The organism is Pseudomonas linyingensis (genome assembly GCF_900109175.1).
GTDB classification, from domain to species: domain Bacteria; phylum Pseudomonadota; class Gammaproteobacteria; order Pseudomonadales; family Pseudomonadaceae; genus Geopseudomonas; species Geopseudomonas linyingensis.
On sequence record NZ_FNZE01000001.1, the window covers coordinates 375,865 to 402,000 of the forward strand.

The 26,136-nt window shown below is 68.0% G+C and carries 26 protein-coding genes; 14 read left to right on the forward strand and 12 right to left on the reverse strand.

From position 1 onward, the window contains the following. Positions 1 to 76: 76 nt before the first annotated feature. Together BMZ19_RS01915 and BMZ19_RS01920 are read right to left on the reverse strand one after the other, a co-directional pair. Positions 77 to 826, reverse strand: coding sequence for a phosphatase PAP2 family protein (locus BMZ19_RS01915; RefSeq protein WP_090306048.1), 750 nt, complete (start codon positions 824 to 826; stop codon positions 77 to 79). Beyond that, positions 826 to 2,805: an LTA synthase family protein gene (locus BMZ19_RS01920; protein WP_090306051.1), complete on the reverse strand. Its 1,980-nt coding sequence runs from the start codon at positions 2,803 to 2,805 to the stop codon at positions 826 to 828. The genes BMZ19_RS01915 and BMZ19_RS01920 overlap by 1 nt, the downstream gene beginning before the upstream one ends. A 167-nt stretch (positions 2,806 to 2,972) precedes the next feature. Here BMZ19_RS01920 and BMZ19_RS01925 point away from each other — a divergent pair, with 167 nt between their 5' ends. From BMZ19_RS01925 to BMZ19_RS01965, 9 genes are all read left to right on the forward strand, one after another. Next, on the forward strand, positions 2,973 to 3,662 hold the full coding sequence (locus tag BMZ19_RS01925) for a response regulator transcription factor (protein WP_090306054.1): 690 nt from the start codon (positions 2,973 to 2,975) through the stop codon (positions 3,660 to 3,662). Further along, positions 3,646 to 4,923: a sensor histidine kinase gene (locus BMZ19_RS01930; RefSeq protein WP_090306056.1), complete on the forward strand. Its 1,278-nt coding sequence runs from the start codon at positions 3,646 to 3,648 to the stop codon at positions 4,921 to 4,923. Before BMZ19_RS01925 ends, BMZ19_RS01930 begins: the two co-directional genes overlap by 17 nt. 82 nt (positions 4,924 to 5,005) lie before the next feature. Next, positions 5,006 to 5,632 (forward strand): class I SAM-dependent methyltransferase, encoded by a 627-nt coding sequence (locus BMZ19_RS01935; RefSeq protein WP_090306059.1) that lies wholly within the window; start codon positions 5,006 to 5,008, stop codon positions 5,630 to 5,632. 97 nt (positions 5,633 to 5,729) lie between these two features. Then, on the forward strand, positions 5,730 to 7,073 hold the full coding sequence (locus tag BMZ19_RS01940) for a UDP-glucose dehydrogenase family protein (RefSeq protein WP_090306063.1): 1,344 nt from the start codon (positions 5,730 to 5,732) through the stop codon (positions 7,071 to 7,073). Next, on the forward strand, positions 7,070 to 8,068 hold the full coding sequence (locus BMZ19_RS01945) for an NAD-dependent epimerase (protein ID WP_090306065.1): 999 nt from the start codon (positions 7,070 to 7,072) through the stop codon (positions 8,066 to 8,068). The genes BMZ19_RS01940 and BMZ19_RS01945 overlap by 4 nt, the downstream gene beginning before the upstream one ends. A 36-nt stretch (positions 8,069 to 8,104) precedes the next feature. Next, positions 8,105 to 8,848, forward strand: a complete 744-nt coding sequence (locus BMZ19_RS01950; RefSeq protein WP_090306345.1) for a glycosyltransferase family 2 protein — start codon at positions 8,105 to 8,107, stop codon at positions 8,846 to 8,848. 1 nt (position 8,849) lies between these two features. Next, the gene (locus BMZ19_RS01955) at positions 8,850 to 9,128 is read left to right on the forward strand and encodes a lipid-A-disaccharide synthase N-terminal domain-containing protein (RefSeq protein WP_090306069.1); all 279 of its coding nucleotides are present in this window, start codon (positions 8,850 to 8,852) and stop codon (positions 9,126 to 9,128) included. A gap of 3 nt (positions 9,129 to 9,131) precedes the next feature. Further along, on the forward strand, positions 9,132 to 10,655 hold the full coding sequence (locus BMZ19_RS01960; RefSeq protein ID WP_090306072.1) for an ArnT family glycosyltransferase: 1,524 nt from the start codon (positions 9,132 to 9,134) through the stop codon (positions 10,653 to 10,655). Positions 10,656 to 10,791: 136 nt separating this feature from the next. Further along, complete coding sequence (locus BMZ19_RS01965) at positions 10,792 to 11,019, forward strand: hypothetical protein (protein WP_139214629.1); 228 nt, start codon at positions 10,792 to 10,794, stop codon at positions 11,017 to 11,019. Positions 11,020 to 11,085: 66 nt separating this feature from the next. Here the strand turns inward: BMZ19_RS01965 and BMZ19_RS01970 are convergent, their stop codons facing one another. The 4 genes from BMZ19_RS01970 to BMZ19_RS01985 form a co-directional block, all read right to left on the reverse strand. Then, positions 11,086 to 12,183, reverse strand: a complete 1,098-nt coding sequence (locus tag BMZ19_RS01970; RefSeq protein ID WP_090306077.1) for a DUF1513 domain-containing protein — start codon at positions 12,181 to 12,183, stop codon at positions 11,086 to 11,088. 2 nt (positions 12,184 to 12,185) lie between these two features. Continuing rightward, on the reverse strand, positions 12,186 to 13,262 hold the full coding sequence (locus BMZ19_RS01975) for an imelysin family protein (RefSeq protein WP_090306081.1): 1,077 nt from the start codon (positions 13,260 to 13,262) through the stop codon (positions 12,186 to 12,188). An 11-nt stretch (positions 13,263 to 13,273) separates the two neighbouring features. Beyond that, the gene (locus BMZ19_RS01980) at positions 13,274 to 14,701 is read right to left on the reverse strand and encodes a di-heme oxidoreductase family protein (RefSeq protein ID WP_090306084.1); all 1,428 of its coding nucleotides are present in this window, start codon (positions 14,699 to 14,701) and stop codon (positions 13,274 to 13,276) included. A 199-nt stretch (positions 14,702 to 14,900) separates the two neighbouring features. Next, a complete protein-coding gene (locus BMZ19_RS01985; RefSeq protein ID WP_090306087.1) occupies positions 14,901 to 16,244 on the reverse strand; it encodes an imelysin family protein in 1,344 nt (447 codons plus the stop codon). A gap of 187 nt (positions 16,245 to 16,431) precedes the next feature. Between BMZ19_RS01985 and BMZ19_RS01990 the strand changes: the two genes are divergently transcribed. After that, positions 16,432 to 17,004: a LemA family protein gene (locus BMZ19_RS01990; protein ID WP_090306090.1), complete on the forward strand. Its 573-nt coding sequence runs from the start codon at positions 16,432 to 16,434 to the stop codon at positions 17,002 to 17,004. Continuing rightward, entirely contained in the window at positions 17,004 to 17,900 is an 897-nt protein-coding gene (locus tag BMZ19_RS01995; protein WP_090306093.1) for a GIDE domain-containing protein, read from the forward strand. The genes BMZ19_RS01990 and BMZ19_RS01995 overlap by 1 nt, the downstream gene beginning before the upstream one ends. A gap of 5 nt (positions 17,901 to 17,905) precedes the next feature. On the opposite strand, the gene BMZ19_RS02000 is transcribed toward BMZ19_RS01995, so the two are convergent. The 3 genes from BMZ19_RS02000 to BMZ19_RS02010 all read right to left on the reverse strand — a co-directional run bounded on the left by BMZ19_RS02000 (position 17,906) and on the right by BMZ19_RS02010 (position 21,539). Next, a complete protein-coding gene (locus BMZ19_RS02000; RefSeq protein ID WP_090306096.1) occupies positions 17,906 to 19,984 on the reverse strand; it encodes a putative bifunctional diguanylate cyclase/phosphodiesterase in 2,079 nt (692 codons plus the stop codon). A 189-nt stretch (positions 19,985 to 20,173) separates the two neighbouring features. Beyond that, positions 20,174 to 20,755, reverse strand: a complete 582-nt coding sequence (sodB, locus tag BMZ19_RS02005) for a superoxide dismutase [Fe] (protein ID WP_090306099.1) — start codon at positions 20,753 to 20,755, stop codon at positions 20,174 to 20,176. A gap of 172 nt (positions 20,756 to 20,927) precedes the next feature. Further along, the gene (locus tag BMZ19_RS02010; protein ID WP_090306102.1) at positions 20,928 to 21,539 is read right to left on the reverse strand and encodes a LysE/ArgO family amino acid transporter; all 612 of its coding nucleotides are present in this window, start codon (positions 21,537 to 21,539) and stop codon (positions 20,928 to 20,930) included. Positions 21,540 to 21,634: 95 nt separating this feature from the next. Here BMZ19_RS02010 and BMZ19_RS02015 point away from each other — a divergent pair, with 95 nt between their 5' ends. Then, positions 21,635 to 22,534: a LysR family transcriptional regulator ArgP gene (locus tag BMZ19_RS02015; protein WP_090306105.1), complete on the forward strand. Its 900-nt coding sequence runs from the start codon at positions 21,635 to 21,637 to the stop codon at positions 22,532 to 22,534. A 9-nt stretch (positions 22,535 to 22,543) separates the two neighbouring features. On the opposite strand, the gene BMZ19_RS02020 is transcribed toward BMZ19_RS02015, so the two are convergent. After that, positions 22,544 to 22,876 (reverse strand): hypothetical protein, encoded by a 333-nt coding sequence (locus BMZ19_RS02020; protein WP_090306109.1) that lies wholly within the window; start codon positions 22,874 to 22,876, stop codon positions 22,544 to 22,546. A gap of 231 nt (positions 22,877 to 23,107) precedes the next feature. Between BMZ19_RS02020 and BMZ19_RS02025 the strand changes: the two genes are divergently transcribed. After that, positions 23,108 to 23,965 (forward strand): ATPase, encoded by an 858-nt coding sequence (locus BMZ19_RS02025; RefSeq protein WP_090306111.1) that lies wholly within the window; start codon positions 23,108 to 23,110, stop codon positions 23,963 to 23,965. A gap of 66 nt (positions 23,966 to 24,031) precedes the next feature. Here the strand turns inward: BMZ19_RS02025 and BMZ19_RS02030 are convergent, their stop codons facing one another. Next, positions 24,032 to 25,081, reverse strand: a complete 1,050-nt coding sequence (locus BMZ19_RS02030) for an alkene reductase (RefSeq protein ID WP_090306114.1) — start codon at positions 25,079 to 25,081, stop codon at positions 24,032 to 24,034. A gap of 30 nt (positions 25,082 to 25,111) precedes the next feature. Further along, complete coding sequence (locus BMZ19_RS02035; RefSeq protein ID WP_090306116.1) at positions 25,112 to 25,414, reverse strand: ArsR/SmtB family transcription factor; 303 nt, start codon at positions 25,412 to 25,414, stop codon at positions 25,112 to 25,114. 143 nt (positions 25,415 to 25,557) lie between these two features. On the opposite strand from BMZ19_RS02035, the gene BMZ19_RS02040 reads away from it, so the two are divergent. After that, a complete protein-coding gene (locus tag BMZ19_RS02040) occupies positions 25,558 to 26,136 on the forward strand; it encodes an acyl carrier protein phosphodiesterase (protein WP_090306119.1) in 579 nt (192 codons plus the stop codon).

Below are 26,136 nucleotides of genomic sequence, written 5' to 3' on the forward strand. Positions count from 1 at the left end.
AAAAACCCGCGCCTGGCGCGGGTTTTTTTATGAGGCGGATTTCTGCCTCCGGGCGCAAAGTCGGTGTGTCGGGATGTCAGCCCACGTTTTCCACCGCTCGCGTGGCTGGGGCCGGCTGCGGGGTTGGTTGGGCCTGACGGTAGAGGATCAGGCGATAGCAGCCCAGGCAGATCAGCCAGTCGAACAGCGCGGTCCACACGTTGTGCGAGAGGAAGTGCGCGCCCTGCATCACCCGGCCCAGCGAAAACACCGAGCCCAGGGTCAGCGCGAACAGCAGCGCGGCGCGCGCCAGGCGCGGACGGCGGTCGCGCAGCACGAAGTACAGAGCGAACAGGGTGAAGCCGCTGCTGGCATGCCCGCCTGGCCAGCAACGTCCGGCCTTGTCCACCACCGGGGCGCGTTCGCCTAGCAGCGGGCTATAGGTTTCGCTGCCGCCATACTGGGTCAGGCTCCACGGGCAGTGCACGCCGGTGAGAGTCTTCACCGGATTGACCAGCGCAGTCGACAGCGCCATCGCCAGCACCAGATAGCCGAATGAGCGGCGCCAGGCCGCCCATGGCCGGTACAGCCAGCTGGACAGCAGGCCGGCGATCGCCAGCACGCCGATGAGGATCACGGCCTGCTTGGCGCGGTTGTGCAGGAGGTTTTCGAGGAAGTAGCTGTGTCCGCCGACAAAGCCGACGCCGGGTTGATAGAACAGGTCGGTCAGGGCGAAGTCGAAGCGGGTCGGCTCGAACGCCAGCATCAGCAGCATTAGCGCCAGCGGCAGACCCACCGCCAGCCAGGTGCGCAGGGGGCGCGAGGCATCCCGAGTCAAGGGGGACATCAGTTGGCGGCCTCCGCGTTGCGGGTGAGGCCGAAGGCGGTCGTGAGCGGCGCTTTGCCGCGCCAGCTCAGCAGGCCGTGGCTGAAGCCGTAGCTGGCGGTCTGGTAGTAGGCGATGTCGCGGTCGATCAGGGCGTCGTCGCGTCCGGCGGCGTGCTCGCGGCTGGCGCCGAGGGCATCGTCGTGGCGGCGCATCAGCCGGTTCGGGCTGAGGATCGCCAGGTTCTGGCCGTCGAACAGGCCCAGATGCTGGTAGTTGCCGATCAGCACCCGCGGCGCAGTGCTATGGGGCTGCAGCAGATTGCGGCCGAAGAAGGTCGACTGGTAGTCCAGGCCGAGCAGGCCGAGCAGGGTCGGCGCCAGGTCGATCTGGCTGGCCAGTTGGCCGTCCTCGCGGGCGTCGATCCACTTGGGCGCGTAGACGAACAGCGGAATGTGGTAGTTGGCCACCGGCAGGTCCTCCATCCCGGCGCTGCCGGCGCAGTGGTCGGCGACGAAGACGAATACGGTGTCGTCGAACCAGGGCTTCAGGCGTGCCTTGGCGAGGAAGTCGCCGATCGCCCAGTCGGTGTACTTCACTGCGCCTTCGCGTCCGTCACCCGAGGCGATGTCGATGCGTCCGTCCGGATAGGTGTAGGGGCGGTGGTTGGAGGTGGTCATCAACTGCAACAGGAACGGCTTGCCGGCGGCATGGTCGGCGTCGGCGACCTTCATCGCCTGGGTATAGAGGTCCTCGTCGGCGATACCCCAGGCGTTGGCGAAGTGGATGTCCTCTTCCGGCACGCTACTCTGGTCGACGATGCGGTAGCCGTTGCCGCCGAAGAAGGCGTTCATGTTGTCGAAGTAGCCGCGTCCGCCGTAGACGAACACGCTGTCGTAGCCCTGGGCACCGAGCTGCTGGCCGAGGCTGGCGAAGCCGCTTTCGCGTCCGATGCGCTTGACGATGGAGCGCCCGGGGGTCGGTGGCATCGACAGGGTGATGGCTTCCAGGCCGCGGTCGGTACGGGTGCCGGTGGCGTAGAAGTTGTTGAAGAACAGGCTTTGCTGGCGCAGGCGGTCGAGGTTCGGGGTCAGGCCGCGAGTGTCGCCGAAGCTGCCGAGGTACTTGGCCGACAGGCTCTCGATGGTCACCAGTACCACGTTGAGCTTGGCCGGCGGGCCGGGGTTGTCGATCTGCCGGCGGATATCCAGCGGCTCCCCGTCATTGAAACGAGCATTGGGTTCCTGCAGTTCCTCGCGCAGGAGCGCGGAGACTTTCGCCTCGTCCAGCGTCGGGTAGAACTGCTGGTAGTCCAGCTCGTTGTTGCGGAAGGCGGCGAAGAACTGGTAAGGGCCGTTGCTGGCCAGTTCGTGCTGGTAGGCGTTGCCGCCGAGGCCGCGCGGATGCTGCTGGTCGAGCGCGGCGAAGCCAAGGCCACTGCAGGCGGCAAGCAGGGCGAAACCGACCAGGCGCTGGCGCAGCAACGGCAGTTCGCCGTCCAGGGCGCGGCGCACCAGCGGGCGCAGGGCGAACGTCAGGCCGATGGCCAGCACGGCGATGGCGCCGAGCAGACGGAGCACCGGGTAGGACTCGAGGATGTTGTGGATCACTTCCTCCGAGTAGACCAGGTAGTCGACGGCGATGAAGTTGAAACGCACGCCGAACTCGTCCCAGAACAGCCATTCGGCCAGGGCGCTGAACAGCATGGCGAACAGGCTGACGGCCAGCAGGCCGTATAGCCACAGCTGGTGGCCGCGGTGGCGCCACAGTCCGGCGGGGCACAGCAGCAGGTACAGGCCCAGCGGCACGGCGGCATAGGTGAGGAAGCCGAGGTCGTAGGCCAGCCCGGTCAGATACAGGCCGGGCAGATCGGACAGCGGCACGGCGGCCGCCGACCAGTGGCCGACCAGCAGCAGGCTGCGGGTCAGGGTGAACAGGCCGAGCCAGCAGCCGAGGAGCAGTGACAGATAACGCAGCGGGGCGGAGCGCAACAGCGACATGGGACAGTTCCAGACCGGTTTGACGCGCGCAGCCTGCGCCCGGTACTGTCGCAGCGATGTGAATGGTCAGTGAAAAAAGTGTCAAACCGGGGTGGCGTCGATTACCTTGGCGCCCCTTAAGAATCTCCTAAACCTGCCGTGCGACTCTTGGGGTACGAGGTGACTGCATGCGTATCCTGTTGGTCGAAGACAATCGCGACATCCTGGCCAATCTGGCCGACTATCTGGAGCTCAAGGGCTACAGCGTCGACTGCGCCCAAGACGGGCTTTCCGGCCTGAACCTGGCCACCAGCGGGCACTACGACCTGCTGGTGCTCGACGTGATGCTACCGGGACTGGACGGCTACAGCTTGTGCCGGCGTCTGCGCGATGAAGCGCGCAGCGCGGTGCCGGTGATCATGCTCACCGCCCGCGACCAGCTCGACGATCGCCTGCAGGGCTTCAAGGCCGGCGCCGACGACTACCTGATCAAGCCGTTCGCCCTCAGCGAGCTGGCTGCGCGCATCGAGGCGGTGCTGCGCCGCAGCCAGGGTGCCGCCCGGCGCCTGCTGCAGGTAGCCGACCTCAGCTACGACCTCGATACCCTGGAGGTGAGTCGTGCCGGCTGCCGCCTCAAGCTCAACCCGCTGGGCCTCAAGCTGCTGGCCCTGCTGATGCAGAAGAGCCCCCATGTGCTGCGCCGCGAAGCGCTCGAGGAAGCGCTGTGGGGCGACGACTGCCCGGACAGCGACAGCCTGCGCAGCCACATCCACCAACTGCGCCAGGTGATCGACAAGCCGTTCCCGCGGCCGCTGCTGCACACCGTGCATGGTGTCGGCTACCGTCTGGTGGAGAACGGCGATGGCGTTCAAGCCTAGCCTGACCCAGCGCATCGTCATCGCCTTCGCGCTGATGAGCCTGCTGGTGGCCGGAGCCTTCGCGCTGGGCATGGTGGGCATGGTGCACGTGGTCGAGGAGCGCCTGCTGACGGCCCAGCTGGGTCGCGACCTCGACCGCCTGCTGAAGATGGAAACCATGGACGAGTGGCGTGCGCAGCCGCGTGCCGACCAGCTGTTCCACTTCAGCGGCGGCGAGGAGGAGTTCGCCCTGCCCGAGGATGTCGCCGGAGTGGGCGAGGGGTTCCATGAGCTGTTCCGTGGCGAGCTGTCCTATCACGCCATTGTCCGCCTGGTGGACGGCCGCCGCTACGTGCTGCTGCAGGACCAGAGCGATTTCGAGCGCCGCGAGAATCTGATGTATGTGGTGGTGCTGGTGGCCTTCCTGCTCAGCGTGCTGGTGGCGATCCTGCTGGGCTGGCTGTTGGCGCGCCAGGTGCTGGCGCCGGTGATCCGTCTGGCCCACCAGGTGCGTCACCGTGACCAGCTGCTGGCGCTGGCTCCGCCGCTGGCTCCGGATTATGCCCCGGATGAGGTTGGCCAGCTGGCGGTGGCATTCGATGCCACCCTCAGCCAGTTGCGCCAGACCCTCGAGCGCGAGCAGCTGTTCACCAGTGATGTCAGCCACGAGCTGCGCACGCCGCTGATGGTGCTGGCCAGCTCCTGCGAGCTGCTGCTCGAGAGCCCGACGCTGGATGGAGCGGCGCGGCGCCAGGTGCAGCGCATCGCGCGTGCCACGGATGAGATGGGCGAGCTGGTGCAGACCTTCCTGCAACTGGCGCGGGCGCAGTCCGGTCAAGCCGAGAGGACGCCGCAGGCGACCCTGCGTCAGGTGGCCGACGAGCAGCTGGCGCACTGGCGCGAGCCGATCGAGGCCAAGGGCTTGCGCCTGGACTACCTGCCGGGCAACGACGCCTCCACCCGCTACAACGCGCCACTGCTGCGCGCCGTGCTGGGCAACCTGCTGCGCAACGCCTGGCACTACACCGAACGCGGGCATATTCGCCTGAATCTCACGGCCGCGGGCTTCAGCGTCGAGGACAGCGGCGCCGGAATTCCCGAGGCCCTGCGCCAGTCGGTGTTCGAGCCGTTCGTGCGTGGCAGTGCCGAGCGCGGCGACGGCCTTGGCCTCGGTCTGTCTTTGGTGCAGCGCATCTGTGCCCAGGAGGGCTGGTGGATTCGCCTGCTGCCGGCAGAGCCCCACGGTTGCCGCTTCGAGGTCACGCTGCGCCGCGACCTTTGACGTTTTTTTCACATTCTTTTCACCTTGGCGTGATGGCCTGGCGGTTAGCGTGGCCCGTCATTTTCAACGTGGACCGCTGCGTATGGATCGATCCCGCCCCGCCAAGCCGGAACTCGTGTGCTCGGCCGATCACGCGAGCGCCTCGCCCTGTCCGGACGGGATCCTGGTCGGCCTGGGCAAGCGTCTGTACCGCTGGCGCAAGGCGCGGCTTGTCCGTCGTGCATTGCGCCAGGCTGACGAACCGAACCTGGTCCTCGATCTGTCGCACGAAACGGGTAGCTTCTGGCCAGTGCTGGCCGAGCACGGCAATCGGGTGATTCTCGCCGCGACGGCCTCGCCGGAGAGCCTGAGTGCCGCGCTGGGCGCCCAGCCCGCCGCGCTGGCAGCCCGGGTCAAGGGTATTCAGGGGGGCGCGGCTGCCATCCAGCTGCACGACAACGCGGTCGACAGCATCTTCTGTCTGGGCCTGTTGCCGCTACTCGCCGAGGCGGATCAGCGCCTGGCCATCCTGCGCGAGTTGCGTCGGGTCACCCGCGATACGCTGATCGTCTCCTTGCAGTTGGACGGCTGGCGGCGGAGGGGGATCGGCGTCAAGCGGGAGACCATCGAAGAGGAGGTCGGTCGCGTCGGATTCGATATCGTCGGGCGTTATGGTTTTTTGCCAGGTTGTTCCACATTGTGGGTCTATGTGTTGCGCAAGGAAGACTGAAGATGAGCGGATTGCTCGAATCAACACCACCTCCGGCTCCTGTGCGTCCTGATTGGCGACCTGACGGTCGCAGCTTCCATCACAGTGCGAGACATGCATGAAAGTTACGGTTTTCGGAACGGGCTACGTCGGCCTGACCCAGGCGGTGTGCCTGGCGGAGGTGGGCCATTCGGTCTGCTGCGTGGATATCAATGCCGAGCGCATTGCGCGGCTCAACGAAGGGCAGTCGCCGATCTACGAACCGGGTCTGGCTGAGCTGATTACCAAGAACCTGGCCGCAGGGCGTCTGCAGTTCACCGTCGATGCCGCCCGCGCCGTGCATTTCGCCAAGCTGATCTTCATTGCCGTCGGCACGCCGCCGCTGGATGACGGCGGCGCCGATCTACGCCAGGTGTTCGCGGTGGTGGAGAGCATCGCCGCGCACAGCGAACAGGCCAAGCTGATCGTCAACAAGTCCACCTCGCCGGTGGGCACTGTCGACCGCATCGCCACGCATCTGCGCCAGGCCGCGGCGGGCAAGCCGTGGGCCGACGACTTCCAGGTCGCCTCCAATCCCGAGTTTCTCAAGGAAGGCTGCGCGGTGGACGACTGCATGCGTCCCGAGCGCATCATCATCGGCACCGACAGCCCAGCGCTGGTCGCCGCGCTGCGCGAGCTGTACCAGCCGTTCAGCCGCAATCACGAGAAGATCATGGTCATGGACGCGCGCAGTGCCGAGCTTACCAAGTACGCCGCCAACTGCATGCTGGCGACCAAGATCTCCTTCATCAACGAGATGGCCAACCTGGCCGAGCGCCTGGGTGCCGACATCGAGATGGTGCGCCGCGGCATCGGCTCGGATTCGCGCATCGGCTACGACTTCATCTATGCCGGCTGCGGCTTCGGCGGCTCGTGCTTCCCCAAGGACATCCAGGCCCTGCAGCACATCGCGCGCAGCGAGGGCTACCAGCCGCGCCTGCTGCAGGCGGTGGAGGAGGTCAACGCCGCGCAGAAGCAGCGCCTGTTCGAGAGGGTCAGCGCCCACTACCACGGCGACCTGGCCGGCAAGACCTTCGCCCTGTGGGGGCTGGCGTTCAAGCCCAACACCGACGACATGCGCGACGCGCCCAGCCGGGTGCTGCTGGCCGCACTGTGGCAGGCCGGCGCGCGGGTACAGGCGTTCGACCCCAAGGCGATGGACGAGGCGCGACATATCTTCGGCGAGCGTGACGACCTGCTGCTCACCGCCAGCAAGGAGGAGGCGCTGGAAGGCGCCGACGCGCTGCTGATCGTCACCGAGTGGCAGGACTTCCGCGTGCTGGATGCCGAGCTATTCAAGGCCCGGGTCGCCGACCGGGTGATATTCGACGGCCGCAATCTGTTCGAACCGGCGACCCTGGCCGCGGCCGGCATCACCTACTACGGCATCGGCCGCGGCTGCAGCAGCGAGGGGGCGGCATGAAGTTCCTGGTCACCGGCGCCGCCGGCTTCATCGGCTTCCACACCGCCCGCCGGCTGTGCGCTGAAGGGCACGAGGTGGTCGGCATCGACAACCTCAACGACTACTACAGCGTGGCGCTCAAGGAGGCGCGCCTCGCCCAGTTGGCGGGGCTGTCCAACTTCCGTTTCCACAAGCTCGATATCGTCGACAAGGACGGCCTGCTGCGCCTGTTCGAGGAGCACCGCTTCCAGCGCGTCATCCACCTGGCGGCGCAGGCCGGGGTGCGCTACTCGGTGGACCATCCGGAGGTCTACGCCGAGTCCAACCTGACCGGCTATCTCAACGTTCTCGAGGCCTGCCGGCACTTCCCGGTGGAGCACCTGGTCTACGCGTCGAGCAGTTCGGTGTACGGCCTCAACGACAAGCTGCCGTTTGCCACCAGCGATGCGGTGGATCAGCCGGCTTCGCTGTACGCCGCCACCAAGCGTGCCAATGAGCTGATGGCCTTCACCTACGCCCATCTCTACGGGGTACCGGCCACCGGGCTGCGCTTTTTCACCGTCTACGGCCCCTGGGGCCGCCCGGACATGGCGCTGTTCAAGTTCACCGACGCCATCCTGCATGGCCGGCCCATCGACATCTACAACGACGGACAGATGTCGCGCGACTTCACCTACATCGACGACATCGTCGAGGGCATCCTGCGCCTGCAGGCGCTGCCGCCGTCGGCAGCGGTCCAGGCAGCGGACGGCACTACGACTCGCCAGGTGCCGAGCAAGGTGTACAACATCGGTCTTGGCGCGCCGGTCAAGCTGCTGGACTTCGTCGAATGCATCGAGGCCGCCGTTGGCATCGCCGCACAGAAGAACTATCTGCCTTTGCAGCCGGGCGATGTGGTGCGCACCTGGGCGGATGTCGCCGAGCTGGCCGAACTGATCGACTTCCGTCCGGCCACCACGCTGCAGACCGGCGTGAGCCACTTCGTCAACTGGTATCGGGATTACTACGCGGTATAACTCATGACCCATCAGAACAGCTCCACCCCGGCCGCAGTGCAGGGCGACATCTACGTTTCCGTGTTGATCCCGGCGAAGAACGAGGCCGACAACCTGCCGGTCCTGCTGGAGGAAGTGTGCAGCGCACTGGCCGGCGAGTCCTACGAGATCATCGTGGTCGACGACGGCAGTACCGACAATACCGCCGCGGCCCTGCGGGCGTTGAAGAATGGCGGCTTCAGCCAGCTGCGCATCCTCAGCCATACCCATTCCCTGGGCCAGAGCACCTCCGTTTACCACGCCGCCCAGGCCGCCCGTGGCCACTGGCTGGGCACCCTCGATGGCGACGGGCAGAACGATCCGGCCGACCTGCCCGGCATGCTGGCGCTGGTACGCGGCACCGAGGGCCGCGCCGATGCGGTCAAGCTGGTGGCTGGCCACCGGGTCAACCGCCGCGACAGCGCCAGCAAGCGCTGGGCCTCGCGCTTCGCCAACCGTCTGCGCGGCCGTCTGCTCAAGGACGAAACCCCGGATACCGGTTGCGGCATCAAGCTGATCGAGCGCGAAGCCTTCCTGGAACTGCCCTATTTCGACCACATGCACCGCTTCATCCCGGCGCTGATCAAGCGCCACCACGGGCGGATGATCGTCCATCCGGTCAATCACCGGCCGCGCGGCGCCGGGGTTTCCAAGTACGGGAACCTGGACCGTGCGCTGGTCGGCATCCTCGATCTGTTTGGCGTATGGTGGCTGATCCGGCGTACCCGCCTCGATGTGGTGGCACACGAGGTCGAGGGCTGACATGGGGCGGGAAACACTCTGGCTGGTGGTCGGCTTCGCCGGCCAGTTGGCCTTCACCGGGCGCTTTGCCCTGCAGTGGCTTTATAGCGAATACAAGAAGCGCAGCATCATTCCGGTGGGCTTCTGGTACCTGAGTATCGTTGGTAGCGCGCTGCTGCTGGCCTACGCGATCTATCGCCAGGACCCGGTGTTCATCCTCGGCCAGTCGTTCGGCTTCGTCGTCTACCTGCGCAACCTGCAGCTGATCGCGCGGAACAAGGACAAGGAACAGGGAGAGTAGCCCATGCGTCTGCCGATCACGCCGCGGCATGCGCCGTTCTGGCTGCTGTTGCTGGCGCTAGTCATGCTCGGCGCCGGGCTGGGCCTGCGCCAGCCGCTGAGTGTCGACGAGGAGCGCTTCCTCGGCGTCGCCCTGGAGATGCTGCAGAGCGGCTCTTGGTTCATTCCGCACCGCGCCGCGGAGATCTACCCGGACAAGCCGCCGCTGTTCATGTGGGCGGTGGCGCTGTTCATCCAGCTCACCGGCTCGCCCAGCCTGGCGCTGTTCCTGCCGGCGCTGCTGGCCGGCGCGGTCGCCACCCTGTGCCTGTACGATCTGGGACGGCGGCTGTGGAACCCGCGTATCGGCATCATCGCCGCGCTGCTGTTCCTCGCCACCTACCAGACCCACAGCATCCTGCGCGCCGGACAGATCGACGGCTTTCTCTGCCTGTGGATCATCCTCGGCGTGTACGGCTTGCTGCGCCACCTGCTGCTGGGACCGGCCTGGGGCTGGTTCTATCTGGCCTGCGCGGCCATGGGCTTCGGCATCATCAGCAAGGGCGTCGGCTTCCTGCCGATCCTGCTGCTGATCCCCTACTTCTATGCGGCGCGCCAGGGCTGGAAGGGTGTGGTGGCGATGCCGGGACAGACGCGGCACTGGTGGCTGGGCCTGGCGGCGATGCTGGCGGCCATCGCGGTCTGGCTGCTGCCGCTGGCGGTGATGGTGGCGCTGCAGGGCAATCCGGAGAGCGTGGCCTACATGGAGGAGATCCTCCTCAAGCAGACCGCCAAGCGCTATGCCGATGCCTGGCACCACCGCGAGCCGTTCTGGTACTTCTTCGCCGAGGTGATCCCCAAGTACTGGCTGCCGATGTTCCTCGCGCTGCCCTGGCTGGTGCCGGCCTGGCGCCGACAGCTGGCCAAGCGCGACGGCCGGGTGCTGGTCCTGCTCGGTTGGGTGGTGCTGGTGTTGCTGTTCTTCTCGCTGAGCAGCGGCAAGCGCAAGCTGTACATCTATCCGGCGCTGCCGGGGCTGGTGCTGCTGGTCGCCCCGCTGGTGCCCTGGTTGCTGCGCCGCTGGTTCGCCAGCCACCCGTTGGGCCGCAAGATTTTCCTTGGCCTGGCCGTGCTGTGGTTCTGCCTGTGGTTCGCCCGTGGCTGGATCGAGCCGCTCAAGGAGGGCGCCAATCCCCATGAGGCGATCATGGCGCAGGCCGCCGAGCTGAGCAGTGGTGCCGATCTGGTGCTGACCAGCTGGCGCGAGGGCCACTGGCTGTACGCCCGCCAGCCGATCATGCACTTCGGCTTCGCCCGGCCGGACTCGGTGGAGCGTGCGGTCGAGTGGTTGCGCAGCCATCCGCAGGCCTTCGCGCTGATTCCGTCGGCGGAGCTGGCCCGCTGCTTCGATCCGGAGCAGGCCCGCCAGCTCGGCTATACCTCGAGGGAAACGTGGCATCTGGTCGGTGCCGGCGCAGACAACGGTCAATGTCACGGCGAACTGCCAGCGCGGGTCTATCGCTTCGCCTGGCAAGCAGTAGCGCCATGAGTCGGCGGTTGCTGATGTTGGCGGCAGCTCCGAGTCCGGTGCGGCCGGGCCATTCGTCGTGGGGGGCTCGGGAGTGGTGGAGTCTCAACTACGGTTATGTTGAAGTTGCCGGCCACAGTCTCGAGAGGGGATGGACATGACATCGTACGTTGTCCGCGGCCTGTTCCTGGCTGCAGCGTTCGGAGTGGCCACGCAGGCGGCGATCAGTTGGTGGGAGCCCGGGCTGACGGTGATTCGCAGCAGCGATCTGGCCCACCAGCCCTTGGCGCACAGCAGCCCGACCGAGGCGCAGCAGGCGCGCGGGCAGAGCGATCCGCAGGGTCTGCTGGTGCTGTTCGGCCTGGTGCAGGGCATGCGCAGCTGAAGTCGCCCGCGTGCTGAACGAACATGGCCGCCCAATGAAAGGGGCGGCCATGTTCGTTTCCAGGGGTCAGGCCAGGCGCAGGTGGTTGTCCCAGAGTCCCGCCGGCAGCTGCAGCGCCTGCATGCGGATTTCCGCCTGGCGGCAGTCGTACAGGCGGCAGCGGCCCTGGCCGGAGCTGACCACGAAGCCCTCGGTGCAGGCGGCGACGCCAGCGCAGTCGGGCAGCGGCGCGTCCAGGCGCAATTCGGCGCTGTCCAGATCCCAGATGAACACCCGGTTGCCGCGCGGCGCGGTGATCGCCAGCAGGCGCAGGCCGCTGTGGATCGCCACGCTGGCGGTGTACTGGTGCATGACCTGACGCTGCGCCTCGCCCAGCGGGAAGGGTTGGAACGGCTGGCCGGGGCGCTTGATCGCCACCAGCGGCACGGCGTCGGCGGGATCGCCCTCGTACTGCTGGCCGCTGACCACGGTGCCGTCGTCGGCCACCGCCAGGTGGCGCACGCTGTTCATCCGCTCCGGCAGCTGCTCCTTGCTGAGCAGGGTGCCGTCGCGCTGCAGCAGCACCAGGCTCGGCTCCATGGCGTCGAGGTTCATCTTCTCGCGGCTGTCGGCCTCGGTGCGGATACCGCCGTTGGCCACCACCAGGCGTTCGCCGTCGGGCAGCCACAGCAGCTGGTGCGGGCCGATGCCGTGGCTCGACAGCTCGTCGACCCGCTGCAGCTGGTTGCCGTTCAGGCGCCAGACGCCGACCAACCCGCGGCCCGGTTCGCGGGTGTCGTTCTCGGTGCTGTACAGCCACTCGCCGCCGCGGTGGAACACCGCGTGGCCCTGGAAGTGGCGATCCGCCGGGCTGGCGAGGGTCTGCAACAGACGGCCGTCACGGGTGTCGACCAGGTAGCTCTCGCGGCTCGGCCGGCGGCCGACGAACAGCGCCAGCGGCAGCGTCGGGTGCGCTACCACGTCGTGGCAGCGCTCGGCGACCGGGGTGGCGAACTGCCGCTGGCCGTCGAGGCGATAGCCGACCGCATAGTGCCTGCCGTCGGCATCGTTGCGCGCCGACAGCAGCAGCGGCGCCTGGCCGGCGCTGCGGCCGAGGGTCCAGCCACCGAGGGCGGCGGCGGCAAGCAGGGTGCCGCCGAGGCCGAGAAAGACGCGTCGTCGCATGCTCAGTCACCGTCATGGGCGTTGAAGCCCAGCTGGATGCCCAGCGCCTTGGCCAGTTCGGCCTCGTGCAGGCGGTGCAGGGTGTCGAGGCTGTCGTACAGCTGGCCCAGGCTGGCGCGGCCGGCTTCGTCGGCGAGCAGCACGTTCAGCGGCTGGCCGAGGGCGGCGATGCGCTGGCGGGTTTCGCTGTAGGCGGCGTCGATGCGGGTGGCCAGGTCGGCCTGCTCGGCAGCCAGCAGGCTGCGCGCGCCGTCGCCGTTGGCACCGCGCCACAGCGCCTCGGCGCTGGCCAGGCTGGCGTCGAGGCTGGCCAGCGAGGCGCCGCTGCGCCAGGCCTCGGCCTGGTAGGGCTGCGGGGTCTTGCCGCGGGCCAGCGGGGTGCCGAGTTTCTTCTTCAGGCCGTCGAGGGCACTGACCTGCACGCGCAGCAGTTCGGCGACGGCTTCGCGGGCTTCGGCGTAGCGGGCGTTGGGGAAGCTCTTCAACTGGCTGGCCATGCCCTGTTCACCCAGCCAGGCCGCCAGCACGCGGGCCGAGAGCGCCTGCTGGTGGCTGCCGATGGCCAGCAGTAGCGGGCAGTAGCGGCGTTTCTGTTCGAGGTCGGCGAGGTCGATAGCCGGATCGAACAGCAGGTATTCGTAGGCCGTCAGACCCTGCACCACCACGCTGGCCTGCTCCAGGTCGGCCTGCTTGAGCTGCGGCTTGCTGCTCAGCAAGGTGTTGACCTGACGCGCCACCAGGTTCTTCTTGTCCGGCCAGAACTGCACCTGCCAGGCCAGGTTGCCCTCGCTCAGCGGGCCGACGGCCAGCGGCTGCAGCGCGGCCCAGGCGCCATGGGCGGCAAGGTAGGTCTGGCGCGCGCTGGCCAGGTCCTGTTCGCCGGCGCAGAGGGCGCGGGCGCTGTCGGCCAGTTGGCGGTCGCTGTCGGTCCAGCGGGTGTAGGCCGGAAGCAGCACGCCATCGGTCAGCGCGGCACTGGCCGCGGCGTAGGGTTCCTTCTTTGGCTTGGGCGGTTCGCTCGGCGAGCAGCCGGCAAGAGTGGCCAGCAGGGCCAGGGAGACTAGGGCAGGGCGCAGCATGAGGTGCTCCTTTACAGGGAATCGAGGAAGGCCAGCAGGGCGGCGCGTTGTTCGGCATCGAAGGCCATCACCGCCTGGCGTGCGCCATCGGCTTCGCCGCCGTGCCAGAGGATCGCCTCCAGCAGGTTGCGCGCGCGGCCGTCGTGGAGGAAGCGGGTGTGGCCGTTGACGGTCTCGGTCAGGCCGATGCCCCACAACGGCGGGGTGCGCCATTCGCGGCCGCTGGCCTGGAATTCGCGGCGATTGTCCGCCAGCCCGTCGCCCATGTCATGCAGCAGTAGGTCGCTGTAGGGACGGATCAGCTGGTTGGCCAGCTCCGGTTCGGCGGCCGCCTGGCTGGTTGTGAAGCTCGGCGTGTGGCAAGCCTGGCAGCCGGCCTGATGGAACAGACCCTTGCCCTTGAGCACCTGCGGGTCGTCGACCCCGCGGCGTGCCGGCACCGCCAGGTTGCGGGTGTAGAACAGCACCTGGGCGAGAATGTGCTCGCTGACCTCGGACTCGCCGCCGTGGGGCAGCTGCAGGCAGTCCGGTTGGGCGGCGGTGCAGCTGCTGCCGGCGATCAGCGGGGTGGACAGGCCCATGTCATTGAAGAAGGCATCGGCGTTCTGCTGGTTGAGCGACGGCTGTCCAGCCTTCCAGCCGAAGCGGCCGAGGCGGCTGCTCTGGCTGGCATGGTCCCAGACCTGGTTGGCGCGGCCGGAGATGCCGTCGCCATCGCGATCGTCCGGATCGGCATTGGCCAGCAGCGCCGCCTCGGGGATCGCCTCGAGCAGACCCAGGCCGATCATCGGCGGCGCCACGCGCAGAGAGAACTGGGTGTCGGGGTGCAGGGCGCCATAGCCGAGCTGGCTGAGCTGCAGTTCGGGCTTCTGCAGTTCGATGCGGGTGCCGTCCTTGAAGGTGACCACCTCGCTGGTGTAGCTGATTCGCACCTTGCCTTCCGGGGCCGCGCCGGGAATCGCCATGTCCTGCAGCTGGCCGCCGTAGACCGGTTCGGGAATCAGCCCCTGGCGTTCGAGCAGGGCTTCCTGGCCAGGCTGGGCGGGGATCGACAGGCGGACCAGGCTGGACACCGCGTTATCGGCGGCGCTGCCGGGTGGATGGCCGCGACCGTCCTTGATGTGGCAGTTCTGACAGGCGTTGGTGTTGAACAGCGGGCCGAGGCCGTCGCGGGCGATGGTGGTGGCGGGGGCGATCACCCAGGGGTTGCGGAAGAAGCTGTTGCCGACACTGAAGTCCAGACGTCGCGTCGGCGAGAGGTTGGCCGAGGGCAGGGAGTAGGCGTTCTGATCGGCCCGGTTGACCGTGGCGGTACCGCCGGACAGCTGCTCGCCGGGCTCGGCGGCGCTGAAGCGTGGGGTCTCGGACTGCTCGCAGGCGGCCAGGGCGAGACTCAGGGCCAGTGTGCCGAGCAGGCGCAGGACAGGCGGAACGGGCATGGCGATGGATTTCCCCGGGTGCCGAAAGGTGGGTGCAGTGTAACAGCGTGTTTCGATGCAAATAAGAAATTTTTTCATTTGCGGCGAGTGGCTGACGGGCACCAGGTCACGGCGGGCGGGGCTTGCCGGGCAACTGCGGCGCAGGGCCGCAGCGTCACCGGGAGCGCGGTACAGGCCCGCTCTCCCGGCGCAGGGACACTCAGAACTGGTGGTCGGCGGTGTCCGGATTGAGGTCGCCGATGCCCAGTTTGCCGGCGGCCTGTTCGATGCTGGCGGTCTGCTTGACCAGGGCGGCGATGGCGTCGCGAACGATCTGCTGGCCGGCGGCGTTGTCGGCGGCGATCAACTGGTCAAAGTGCACACCGTCCTTCTCGGCGCTGTCGACCATCTTCTGCAGGGCCGCCTGGCTGGCGTACAGGTCGGCCTTGAGCGCGGCATCGGCCTGGGCGTCGGCCTTGGCCACCAGGCCGGACAGGCTCGGGCCGCTCAGCAGGCTGCCGTCGATGCGCTTGTACTCGCCGAGGTAGACGTTGCGGATGCCCAGGGCGTCGTAGAAGTGCGAGTTGTGGGTGTTGTCGCTGAAGCAGTCCTGCTCGTCCTCGGTGGAGTTGGCCTCCAGCGCTACCTTCATGCGCTCGCCGGCCAGCTCGCCCAGCGACAGGCTGCCCATGCCGAACAGCATCTTGCGCAGGCCGTTCTCTGCCGGCTCGGCTTCCAGCTTGGCCCGGTAGTTGTCGGCCACCCCGGCCTGCCACTGACCGACCATGTACTCGAGGTCGCTGACCAGCAGGGCGGTGGCGGCCTTGAGGTATTCGCGACGGCGCTCATTGTGGCCGCCGGTGGCGCCTTCGCCGACCAGGTAGTCGCTGGCCGGACGGTTGCCGGCACCGGGGGCGCTGCCGTTGAGGTCCTGGCCCCAGAGCAGGAACTCGATGGCGTGGTAGCCGGTGGCTACGTTGGCTTCCGAGCCGCCCAGCTCGTTGAGGCTGGCCAGCAACTCGCCGGTGATGGCGCTGGCGTCGAGCTTGTCCTCGCCGACCTGAATCTCGGTGTTGGCGATCAGGTTGGCGGTGGCGCCGGGGTTGCCCAGGGCGTGCTGGTAGTCGGCGGCGACGTAGTCGATCAGACCCTCGTCCAGCGGCCAGGCGTTGAGCTGGCCTTCCCAGTCGTCGACCACCGGGTTGCCGAAGCGGAACACCTCGCTCTGCATGTAGGGAGCGCGGGCGGCGATCCAGGCGGCGCGGGCGGCCTTGAGGTTGGCCTCGTTGGGCTCGGCGAGCAGGGCGTCGACGGCCTGCTGCAGGGTCTTGGCGGTGCTCAGCGCATCGACGAATACCGCCGAGACCAGCGTGGCGTAGTGGCCAACCACCGCCTTGGCGGCAGCCGGGTCGATGTTCGTGGCGGGGGCGACGGGTGCCGCCTGCGGGGCGGCTGCCGGAGTGGCGGTCTGGGCAGGGGCCTCTACCTTCTTGTCCTCGCCGCAGCCGGCGAGCGCAATGGACAGGGCGAGCAGGCTGCTGGCGAGCAGAGGGTAACGGGGCATGCGGCAATCCTTGTGTGGGCAATGGGAGACGGCTGAGAAAGCCTTTCGAAACATAATGCGAAATATTCGCATCAAAGGGAAGGCCTATCGCGCGTCATCGTGGGCGGCATTTTGCCTGTGCACTATCGCTCGGCCGCGCCATCGACGTGCCGCTACAATGGCCGCCACTTCACAGGGAGCTTCGCGCATGAGTCTGAGTACCGTCGCCATTCTGGTGGCCATCGTCCTGCTGACCGGCTACGCCGTGCTGATCTACAACGCTCTGGTGCGCCTCAAGCACGGGGTGGGCAAGGCCTGGTCGAACATCGACGTGCTGCTGCGCCAGCGCCACGAGGAACTGCCCAAGCTGGTGGAAACCTGCCGCCAGTACATGCAGCACGAGCGCGGCACCCTCGAGGCGGTGACCGCCGCGCGCAGCGCCGTGGCCAGTGCCCGCGAGCAGGGCGACATGGCCGCCCTCGGTCGCGCTGAGAGCGGCCTGCGCGCCGGGCTCGGCCAGCTGTTCGCGCTGGTCGAGAACTACCCGCAGCTCAAGGCCAACGAGAGCTTCCAGCACCTGCAGCAGCGCATCACCGGCCTGGAGAACGGCATCGCCGACCGCCGCGAGCTGTACAACGAGTCGGTCAACCTCAACAACGTGCGCATCGAACAGTTCCCCGACGTGCTGGTCGCCCGCATGTTCGCCTTCCAGGCCGCCGACCTGCTGCAGTTCAGCGAGGCGGAAAAGGCCGACGTCGACCTGCGCCAGCTGTTCGGCTGATGGCGGTCGATCCGGGCCTGTTGGTCGGCCTCGGCATGGCCGGTACGGCCAGCGTCGGCGGTGGTTGGTGGTGCCTGCGCCGCCTGGCCCAGGCGCGCCTGCTGGAGGACATGCCGACCTCGAAGATCCGCTCTGCGGCGCAGGGCTACGTCGAGCTGTACGGCGTGCTGCAAGAGGGCCCGAGCGAGCCGCTGGTCGCGCCGCTGACCGGCAAGCCGTGCCTGTGGTGGCGCTACCGCATCGAGGAGTACCGCGAGAGCGGCAAGAGCAAGTCCTGGCGGCTGCTCGAGTCGGCCAGCAGCGAGGGCTGGCTGAGTCTGGCCGACAGCTCCGGACAGTGCCTGATCAACCCGGTCGGCGCCGAGGTGCGCCCGGCCCGCCGCGAGAGCTGGCACGGCGATCGTCGCCACCCGCGCCGCGAGGACAGCCACGGCCTGCTCGGCCAGCTGCTGGGCATGGGCAAGCGTTACCGCTACATCGAGGAGCGCCTGCACGTCGGCGACCCGCTGTATGCGCTGGGCGAGTTCCGCACCAGTGGCGGCGGACGCCAGGGGCTGGACCTGGCCGCCGCCCAGGCGGCGGTGGTGCGCGAGTGGAAGCAGGACTTCCAGGGCCTGCTGGGGCGCTTCGATCGCGATGGCAACGGCGCGCTCGACGATCAGGAGTGGCACCTGGTGCGCCTGGCTGCGCAGCTGGAGGCCGAGGACCGCCACCGGGCGGCGAGTGGCGCGCCGGAGCAGAACCACCTGCGTCGTCCGCAGGAGGCGCTGCCGTTCCTGCTCTCCTGCAAGGGCGAGGACGAGCTGGCCCGCGCCTTCCGCTGGCAGGCGCTGGGTGGCGCGCTGCTCTGCCTGGGCGGGGCGTTGGCGGTCTGGCTGCTGACCCGCGGCGTCTAGCCGACTCAGTCGGCGGCGAACTGCGCCGGCGCGCCGCCGTGGGAGCGCTGGCGCCGTGCGGCATTGAGCATGAAGCGGGTCACCTCGAGCGCCGGCAGCGGCCGGCAGTGCAGGTAGCCCTGGCTCTCCTGGCAGCCATGGGCGATCAGGTAGGCCTCCTGCTCGGCAGTCTCCACGCCTTCGGCAATCACCGTCATGTTCAGGTTGTGCGCCAGCTGGATGATGGTGCGCACTAGGGTGGCGTCGTCCTCGTTGCGGGTCAGGTCGCGCACGAAACTGCGGTCGATCTTGATCTTGTCCAGCGGCAGGGTCTTCAGATAGCTCAGCGACGAATAGCCGGTGCCGAAGTCGTCGATCGCCAGTAGTACCTTGGCCAGACGCAGGCTGTGCAGCTGCTGCGCGGCAGCGGCGACATCGGTCATCAGCCCGGTTTCGGTGATCTCCAGTTCGAGGCTGTGCGCCGGCAGGCCGTGGCGCTGCAGCAGGCCGGTCACCTGGCGTGGCAGCTTGTCGCTGCGCAGCTGGGCAGTGGACAGGTTGACCGCCATGCGCAGTCCGACCAGGCCCTGCGCGTGCCAGTCGTGCAGCTGGCGGCAGGCGTGCTCCAGCACCCAGTCGCCGATCTCGAGAATCAGGCCGTTCTGCTCGGCGAGCGGGATGAACTGGTCCGGCGGAACGAAGCCCAGCTGTGGATGACGCCAGCGCAGCAGGGCTTCGACCGCGACGATGCGCTGGTCGGCTGCCGCCACCTGCGGCTGGTAGTACAGCTCCAGCTGACCGTTGTGCAGGGCCTGGCGCAAGTCGTCCTCCAGCTGGCGGCGGCGGCGGATCTCGCGGTCGCGGCTGGCGAGGAAGAACTGGTAGTGGCTGCGCGCGCCCTGTTTGGCCAGGGTCATGGTCTGTTCGGCGCGCTGCAACAGGCGCTCGCTGTTGTCGCCGTCTTCGGGGTACAGGGTGATGCCGAGCGAGGCCCGCAGGCTGATGGGCTGGCTGTCGATGAACAGTGGTCGGGCCAGGTCGTCGAGCACCCGCTGGGCCAGCTCGGCGGCTTCGTAGGTCTGCTCGACGGCGATCTGGACCAGGGCGAACTGGTCGCTGCCCAGTCGCGCCAGGCTACCCAGGCGCGGGTCGAGCGCGCGCAGGCGCTCGGCGACGCCGATCAGCAGGCGATCGCCGCTCTGGTAGCCGTACTTCTCGTTGATCAGGTTGAAGTCGTCGAGGCCGAGGCAGAGCACGGCCACGCGGCCCTGCGTGCGGGCGCTATCGCTGAGGATCTGGCCCAGCTGCTGCTGCAGCAGCTGGCGATTGGGCAGGCCGGTCAGCAGGTCGAACTGGGTCAGGCGCTTCAGGTGGCCTTCCGCTTCACGGCGTTGGCGATTGTGTCGGGCAATGGTGGCGAGCAGCCGATTGATGCTGTCGGCCCAGCGGCCCAGCTCGTCGCGCTCGTGGCCCTTGAGCGGTGGCAGCGGATTATGGTCGGGGCGCTCCGGGTCGATGCGGGCGAGGTGCTCGAGCAGACGGCTGAGCGGGTGGGTCAGCTGCCGGCGGAAGAGCAGGAGCAGCGCCAGGCCGAGCAGCAGCACGCGGGTGAGCGCGGTGGCGAGGATGACGCGGCTGGTGGCGAAGAACTCGCCGCCCCGGTAGGCGGCGTCGAGGGTGAGCGCCAGCTCGCCGTAGGGCTCGTAGCGAGGCGGCGGGCCGCTCAGACGCAGGGTGAACTGCTGCTGGTGGCCGAACAGCGGATCGCTCAGCCAGGCTTGCGCCGCTGGGGGCGTGGCGTGCTCGCGGACTGCCAGCGGCGCGCCGTTGCCGTCTTGAATGCGCGCCTGACGGACCCCGGGATGACCGAGGAGACCTTCCACCACCTGCAGGGCCAGGGGTTGATCGCGCCGGTAGGCCGCCTGGATCGAGGCGGCGCGAAACATGTCGAGGAGCTGCGCGCCGTCGCGCTCGATAGCCTGGCGCGTCTGCCGCAGGTCGTAGGCGATCTGCGCGCCGCTGAACAGCAGGTCGAGCACGATGGCGACCAGCAGAGCCACGCCGAGCAACCGGCGCGAAAGGGTTTTCCGGGCGTCAGACGACAAGTGGACATTTCCTTGTAGGGCACTTCCGGCTCGGCGAAGCGGTGCGGAGTATTGGGGAGTTGCTCAGGAGGCGTCAAAGGGGAATGGCCGGGGTGCGAACTATTGCCGCTGGCCGCCGGATGGGCTTGAAAAGGTCTGTAAACGCAGAAGCCCGGCAAGGGCCGGGCTTCTGCGGATCGTTCAGGCGACTCAGGCGGCGTAGTTGGCAGCCACGAAGTCCCAGTTGACCAGGTTCCAGAACGCCTCGACGTACTTCGGACGCAGGTTGCGGTAGTCGATGTAGTAGGCGTGTTCCCACACGTCGCAGGTCAGCAGCGGGGTGTCGCCGCTGGTCAGCGGGCAGCCGGCGCCGATGGTGCTGGCCAGGGCCAGGGAACCGTCGGCCTTCTTCACCAGCCAGCCCCAGCCGGAACCGAAGGTGCCGATGGCGACCTTGCTGAACTCGGCCTTGAAGTTGTCGAAGGAGCCGAAGGCGGCGTTGATGGCATCAGCCAGGGCGCCGGTCGGCTGACCACCGCCGTTCGGCTTCATGCAGTTCCAGTAGAAGGTGTGGTTCCACACCTGGGCGGCGTTGTTGAAGATACCGCCGGAGGAGGTCTTGACGATTTCTTCCAGGGTCTTGCCTTCGAACTCGGTACCCGGGACCAGGTTGTTCAGGTTCACCACGTAGGCGTTGTGGTGCTTGCCGTAGTGGTATTCCAGGGTCTCGGCGGAAATGTGCGGCTCGAGGGCGTTTTGTGCGTAAGGCAGCGGCGGCAGTTCGAAAGCCATGGGTTTATCTCCCTATCATCGTCAGGTGTATGCAAGCGCAAGGTGCGCGAAGCCGGCTCACGGGGCCGGCCTGGCAGTTCCGTGTTTACGGGACTGCCGCAGCGCTAAGGCGCGCCGTCGACCTCGGATCATAGCACCGGCCCCCCACCTTATCCACGCAGCACCCGTGGGGTTATGCGTTCCACAGCGGGCGCGCCAGCTGCACGGCAACGGCGAGCATCATGGCGGCCACGCCCAGCTCGATCAGCCGCCAGGTGCCCGGGCGCGCCAGCCAGGGAGCCAGGCGGGCGGCGCCGATGGCGATGGTCGCGAACCACAGCAGCGAGGCGCTGGCCGCGCCCAAGGCATAGGCACCGGGCACCGCCTGCTGGGCGCCGAGCGAGCCGATCAGCAGCACCGTGTCCAGATAGACGTGCGGGTTGAGCAGGGTCACGGCGAGGGCGGCGAGCAGCACCGCGCGGCGGGAACGCGGCACGTCCTGCTCCGGCTGGGCGAGGCTCTGTGGCGAGCAGGCCCGGCGCAGCGCCTGGGCGGCATACCAGAGCAGGAAGGCGATGCCGCCCCAGCGGACGATGGCCAGCAGCTGCGGGCTCTGCGCCAGCGCGCTGGCCAGGCCGAACACCCCGGCAGTCATCAGCAGCGCATCGCACAGCACACAGAGCGCGGCCACGCTCAGATGGTGCTCGCGGCGCAGACTCTGGGCGAGGACGAAGGCGTTTTGTGCGCCGATGGCGATGATCAGGCCGGCCGCGACCAGCAGGCCGTTGCTGTAACTCTGCCACATCTGGGCAACTCCGCAGGGGAAAGGAGTGGCCACTCTAGGCAGTGGGTCTGTATAAGCGAAACGAATGTTGCTGATCAGGTATTAGGTAAATCGATATGTTCGACTACAAGCTGCTCGCTGCCCTGGCCACTGTGGTGGAGCAGGGCGGTTTCGAGCGCGCCGCGCAGCGCCTGGGCCTGTCGCAGTCGGCGGTGTCGCAGCGCATCAAGCTGCTGGAAATGCGCCTCGGCCAGCCGGTGCTGGTGCGCAGCACGCCGCCGCAGCCCACGGCGCTGGGCCAGCGCCTGCTCAACCATGTGCAGCAGGTGCGCCTGCTCGAGGGTGACCTGCAGCAGTTGGTGCCGGCGCTGGACGAGGAGGGGCGGCCGGAGCGCCTGCGCGTGGCGCTGAACGCCGACAGCCTGGCGACCTGGTGGGCGGAGGCGGTCAGCAGCTACTGCCACGCGTCGGGCCTGCTCCTCGATCTGCTGGTGGAGGATCAGGCGGTGGGGCTCAAGCGCATGCGTGCCGGTGAGGTGGCGGCCTGTCTGTGCGCCACTGCCAGGCCGGTGGCGGGCGCACGGGCCCTGGCGCTGGGGAGCATGCGCTATCGGGCGCTGGCCAGTCCGCAGTTCATCGCCCGCTACCTGACCGACGGGGTCAGTGGTGTGGCGCTGGCGCGGGTGCCGGCCATCGTCTACGGCCCGGACGACCGCCTGCAGCATCGCTATCTGGCCGCGCTGGGCGTGGAGGGCGGTTTCCTCCACCACCTGTGCCCGTCATCCGAAGGTTTCGTGCGCATGACCGAGGCCGGCCTTGGCTGGGGACTGATTCCCGAGCTGCAGGTGGCCGGCCAGATCGCTGCTGGAAGCCTGCAGGAGGTGTTGCCGGGGCGGCCGGTCGACGTGCCCTTGTACTGGCACAGCTGGCGACTGGGTGGCGAGCGCCTGGACGGCCTCACCCGCCACGTGGAGCACGCGGCCCGACGCTGGCTGGTGGCTCCGTCGGGGGCGTGAGGCGCAGGTTCAGACGTAGATGCGCTGGCCGCGGTAGATGCGCACCTGGCGCTCTTCGCCGCCGGGCGGCGGCGCGCTGGCGGTTGTCGGCGTGGGCACCTGGCCGCGATACAGCGGTTGCGTACGCGGATCCGGCTGGGGAGCTTCGCTGGGCGCGGTGCCACTCAGGCGGGCCAGCTCTGCGCCGAGCTGGTGGGTCTGCAGCGAGTCGCTGTGCGCACAGGCAGCCAGCAGGGCGCTGATCACGTCGCTCTGGCTGAGGTGAATGTCGGTCCCCAGCTCTTCACGCAGACGGCGGCGCAGTTTCTGCATGCAATCGAGCACGGCCTTGTTCAGTTCCATGGGGTTTCTCCTTGATGCAATCTGAGGGCTGCATGGGTTGATGCAGGTAATGCAAGCCTCATACCAGCTATTGCAGTCCGAACCGCGCGGGCTGCGGCGGGTCTGAGTGCGGGACAGGCCTCGTTGCAGTGCACGCTGCACCGCGGCAAGGCGCCAGGCCTGCCCCACGGGCCAGCCGGTATACTGCGCAGGCTCCCCGGGCACACGGGTTCACTTACAGGTTGTGATGGCATGCGTAACGATTCCCTCGACGAACTGGACGATCTGCCCAGTCTGACCTCCGATCGCCGTGACAGCGCCTTGCCGGCCGACGAGCCGCCGCTCCCGCGGTTGCGCGCCGCGGCGCCGGCCGCCGTCGCCCCGCGCAGCGGCTCGAGTCGGCTGCTGGGCATGTTGGTCGGTGCTTTGCTGCTGGCCCTGGGGGGGCTGGCGCTGTGGAGCCAGCAGCAGATCGCCCGCATGGAGCAGCAGCTGGTGGCGACCCAGGAAAGCTTCGCGCGCATCAGCGAGGATGCGGCGGGACGCCTGAAGGACATTTCCGGCAAGGTGGTGGCCACCGAGTCCAGCGTCACCAGCGAGAGCGAGGCGCTCAAGCTGCGCATCAAGCAGCTGGAAAACAAGCTGGCCCAGCTCGGCAAGCAGCAACAGACCACCAGCGAGCAGCAGGGCAGTCAGGGTCGCCAGCTGGAGCAGCTGCGCGGCGAACTGAAGAGCCAGCAGGGCAGTGCCGCCCAATTGGCTGCCGCGCTCAAGGAGCAGCAGGGTAGCGTCGCGGGTCTGGACGGCCGGCTGCAGAGCCTGGCCGGCGAGCAGGCGGCGTTGAAGGCAGCGCAGGGCGAGGTGTCCAACCTGGAAGGGCGCGTGGACAGCCTCGCCAGCGAGGTTGCCGCGCTGAAGAAGCAGGGCGATCCGAACCAGGCGATCAGCCGTCTCGAGTCGGATCTGCTGGTACTGCGCAGCCAGCTGGACAACCGCCCGGCGAACACCGGCACGGCCGAGCTGGATGCCTTCCGCGCCCAGGTAACCCGCAACATCACCACCCTGCAGGCTCAGGTGAGAAATCTGCAGGGGCAGCTCAACGCGCGCTGATTTTTTATCGATTAATGAAAGCCCCCGACTGCTCGCGCAGCGGAGGCTTCTTCATGTCGCGGGGGATTACAGGGTCGGGTAGTCCAGGTAGCCGACCGGGCCCGAGGCGTAGAAGGTGCTGCTGTCCGGCTCGTTCAGCGGCGCATCGGCGGCCAGGCGGGCCGGCAGGTCGGGGTTGGCGATGAACGGGATGCCGAAGGCCACCGCGTCGGCCTTGCCCTCGGTGAGCCAGCGGTTGGCCTGCTCCTTGGTGAAGCGTTCGTTGGCGATGTACACGCCGCCGAACAGCTGCTTGAGCTGCGGGCCGAGGCTGTCCTCGCCTTCCTTCTCGCGGGCGCAGATGAAGGCGATGCCGCGCTTGCCCAGTTCGCGGGCGACGTAGCCGAAGGTTTCCGCGCGGTTGGAGTCGCCCATGTCGTGGGCGTCGGCGCGCGGCGCCAGGTGCATGCCGACCCGGCCGGCGCCCCACACCGACACCACCGCATCGGTCACTTCCAGCATCAGCCGCGCGCGGTTTTCCAGCGAGCCGCCGTACTGGTCGCTGCGCTGGTTGGTGCTGTCCTGGAGGAACTGGTCGAGCAGGTAGCCGTTGGCGCCGTGGATCTCCACGCCGTCGAAGCCGGCGACCTTGGCATTCTCCGCACCCTTGCGGTAGGCCTCGACGATGCCGGCGATCTCTTCCGTTTCCAATGCGCGCGGGGTCTCGAAGGACTTCATGGGGCGGATCAGGCTGACGTGGCCCTTGGGCTGCACCGCGCTGGGCGCCACCGGCAGCTCGCCGTCCAGGTAGCTCGGGTCGGAGATGCGGCCGACGTGCCACAGCTGCAGGACGATCCGCCCGCCTGCGGCGTGCACGGCCTGGGTGACGTTCTTCCAGCCCTGTACCTGCTCGGCGGACCAGATGCCGGGGGTGTCCGGGTAGCCGACGCCCATCGGCGTGACCGAGGTGGCTTCGCTGATGATCAGGCCGGCGCTGGCGCGCTGCACGTAGTACTCGGCCATCAGCGCGCCGGGCACGCGGCCGGGCTCGGCGCGGCAGCGGGTCAGCGGGGCCATGATCACGCGGTTGGGCAGTTGCAGATCGCCTATCTGGATGGGGTCGAAAAGTGTCGGCATGGTTGGTTTCCTGGGGTGGAGGAGGGAGGGTCAGAGTTCGTCATCGAGCCGGCGCAGGAAGGCCTGGATGGTCTCCTCGTTGCGCTTGAAGAAGTTCCACTGGCCGACCCGCTTGCTGGTCACCAGACCGGCGCGCTGCAGGGTGGCCAGGTGCGCCGACACGGTGGACTGCGACAGGCCGGTGCGGCGGTCGATCATCCCGGCGCACACGCCGATCTCCAGCGAATGGTCCTGGTCGGCGAAGTACTGCTCGGGATCCTTCAACCAGTGGAGGATCTGGCGGCGCACGGGATGGGCGAGGGCCTTGATGATTTCGTCGGTATCGAATGACATGGGGCTGCTGTAATGGTTTATCGCGATGGAGCGAAATATATATTTGTGTTTCGCGATATTCAAATATTCATTTGCGCTGAGCATCTACCTGCTCATGCCCAGCGCAACTATCGAGCGTCTCGGCGCCGCGTTAAGCTGGCGTCATGAACTATCTAGCCCACCTGCACCTCGGCGGCCCGCAGCCGGGGCAACTGCTCGGCAGTCTGTACGGCGACTTCGTCAAGGGATCGCTGCAGGGGCACTACGCGCCGGATATCGAAGCCGCCATCCGTCTGCACCGGCGCATCGACGTGTTCACCGACGCCCATCCGGTAGTGCGGGTGGCCGTGGCGCGCTTTCCTGCCGAGCGGCGGCGCTATGCCGGCATCCTCCTCGACCTGTTCTTCGACCACTGCCTGGCCTGCCACTGGGACGACTATGCCGACGAGCCGCTGGCGCTGTTCACCGACCGGGTGTACCGCACCCTGGCCGCCGAGGCGCAGCTGCCCGGCCGCCTGGCGCTGATCGCCCCGCGCATGGCCGAGCAGGACTGGCTGGGCAGCTACCGCGAGTTCATCGTGCTCGAGCGGGTGCTGCTGAACATGCAGCGGCGCCTGTCGCGACCCGAGGGCCTGGACGGTGCGCTGGTCGAGCTGGAGCGGCTGTACCCGCAGCTGCTGGAGGATTTCCGCGCCTTCTATCCCGAGCTGATCGACTTTGCCCGGGCGGCGCGGTCGGCCTGA